The sequence below is a fragment of the Fulvivirga kasyanovii genome (assembly GCF_009711405.1).
Taxonomy (GTDB): domain Bacteria; phylum Bacteroidota; class Bacteroidia; order Cytophagales; family Cyclobacteriaceae; genus Fulvivirga; species Fulvivirga kasyanovii.
On record NZ_SMLW01000679.1, the window covers coordinates 29382 to 31266 of the forward strand.

At 42.9% G+C, this 1885-nt stretch carries 2 protein-coding genes; both read right to left on the bottom strand.

Translation table 11 applies throughout. From position 1 onward, the window contains the following. Window positions 1–290: 290 nt before the first annotated feature. Entirely contained in the window at window positions 291–905 is a 615-nt protein-coding gene (locus E1163_RS29660; RefSeq protein WP_185156261.1) for a L,D-transpeptidase family protein, read from the bottom strand. Window positions 906–962: 57 nt separating this feature from the next. Further along, on the bottom strand, window positions 963–1799 hold the full coding sequence (locus E1163_RS29665) for a YARHG domain-containing protein (RefSeq protein WP_155177333.1): 837 nt from the start codon (window positions 1797–1799) through the stop codon (window positions 963–965). Window positions 1800–1885: the final 86 nt, after the last annotated feature.

The window sequence follows — 1885 nt, forward strand, 5'->3', positions numbered from 1 at the left end:
CTCGGTTCGCTACCTTCTACCTTCGTCATGATCTGTCCATATTATTAAGATAAAGCCGGATTAGATGTTTAGTAAAGTGTTTTATATCTACACCGCAATAATCCCATAGGATAAAATATTTGTAGAATAGTCAATTCAGGTCGGATTGTCCCGTAAGGACAAAATAAGAAGGTTTTTAAGCATGTCTGAAAAATTTACCCCCTTCATTCCCTCGTGTCATCACCAAACTCCAACACCCCTAACTCCCCCTCAGGCACCTGAATCAATAATGGTTCTTTCTCCGGATCAAGCTAGGTCAACAGCTCTTTCAAATTTTCTTTGCTCATCGCAGTACAGCCTAGTGTTGGTGAGCCGGGGCTTCTCCAGATATGCAGAAATATGGCGCTGCCTTTACCTTTTACAGGCGGGTTATAGTTATGTTTTACGACTATGCCTAGTTCATAAAGGTGGTCAGCGCGCTTCATTCGCTCAAAAGATGACCAGTATTTCCTGGGTTCATTGGGCTGATCAGCAGGCACTGATACCCACCGGTTATAGTCTTCGGAGTCAGTGGCATCTACAAAGTAATCGCGGGCAGTTGATTGGCGATATGGAAAAAAGGCTCCTGTCGGGGCTGCTTTCTCGTATCCGAAAATGAAATCAAAGGGAAAAATACCTGCCGGGGCTTTCCCATCACCTTCCTTTTTTTCTGCCGATGTGGTATTTGCATGGAGCCCTCTGCCCCACGCCAAACCGTTTTTCCCAAGGGATACCTCTATCCTTTCCCCATGCTTTGTCCAGTTAGCATCGGTTCGGCTGTAGCATTGAAGTGTAGCTACCTTGCTATCCCATCCGGATGCCGTAACCAGTACTACCTGGCGATGGCTTTCAGGTATAGATAATTCATCAAGTCCCGTCTGTGCCATACCAGCCAGTGAAAAAAGACATAAAAGTGTAAATAATAGATAGAAGAATCTCATCGCTTATCGGCCATAAGAGTCGTAGTAGTCCGCATAATACTCCTCATAATTGTAGAGCAGGTCGATATTATGGGCTTCTATTTCTGTTAACTCGTCCCTGATATCAATAGACATCGGTATGTACCAATCTTTGGCATCGAATATTCTTCTGATCTTCAGGTTTTGAAAGCTGTAGCCGTGCCGGGCGTAAATCTCATTTCTGATCATCTCGATTTGCTCCGGAAGTAAATTCTCCACATCGGGTACTTCCAGATAGCGTGTAGAGGCATCAGGATAATCTCCAATACCGGCATCATACTCGAAAGCCCTCTTTGTAAGTGTATATTCCTTTGCGGAAACTGTGTTTTTGTAAGGTTTCCACGAGCCTTTTAGCTCTTTCTTGCTCAGGTCAATGGTAAATTTAAACTCGCCGTCATACTGGTCATCCCCGGGCTCTTTCATTTCAATATCATAGACCCCGGGATGGGATTCTTTCAAAGTACCTTTTATTGCCCTGAAATTGCCGGCACATACGCTATGCCCGAAGATAGAATCATTCTCGATACGTGCCAGTGCTATATTGATCTTATTCTTGCCAAAGCTACCTACCCAAAATCCGTAAACGGGGTTTTCTGAGGCATTGATCTCATAAATATTCTCTTCTATTTTGTATTGTTCTTTAGACTTTTCGGGTCCGATCTTCCTTGGGTCACGCTCCAAAGTGGCCGTTAGTGTTTCTGTTTCCTCTGCTGCCACTTCTTCCTGAGTTGTCTCCGCAGACTCTGTCTGTTGTTCTGTTTTGCCACATGATAGCGTAAAAAACCCAATTGCAGCGGTAAGAAAGAGAGATTGTAATTTCATAGTTATATCTGATTATTAAATAACTGATAAATTAGGTATATTTTCGGCTGATATACAATGCATTTAAAAAGTACTTTTAAAATATT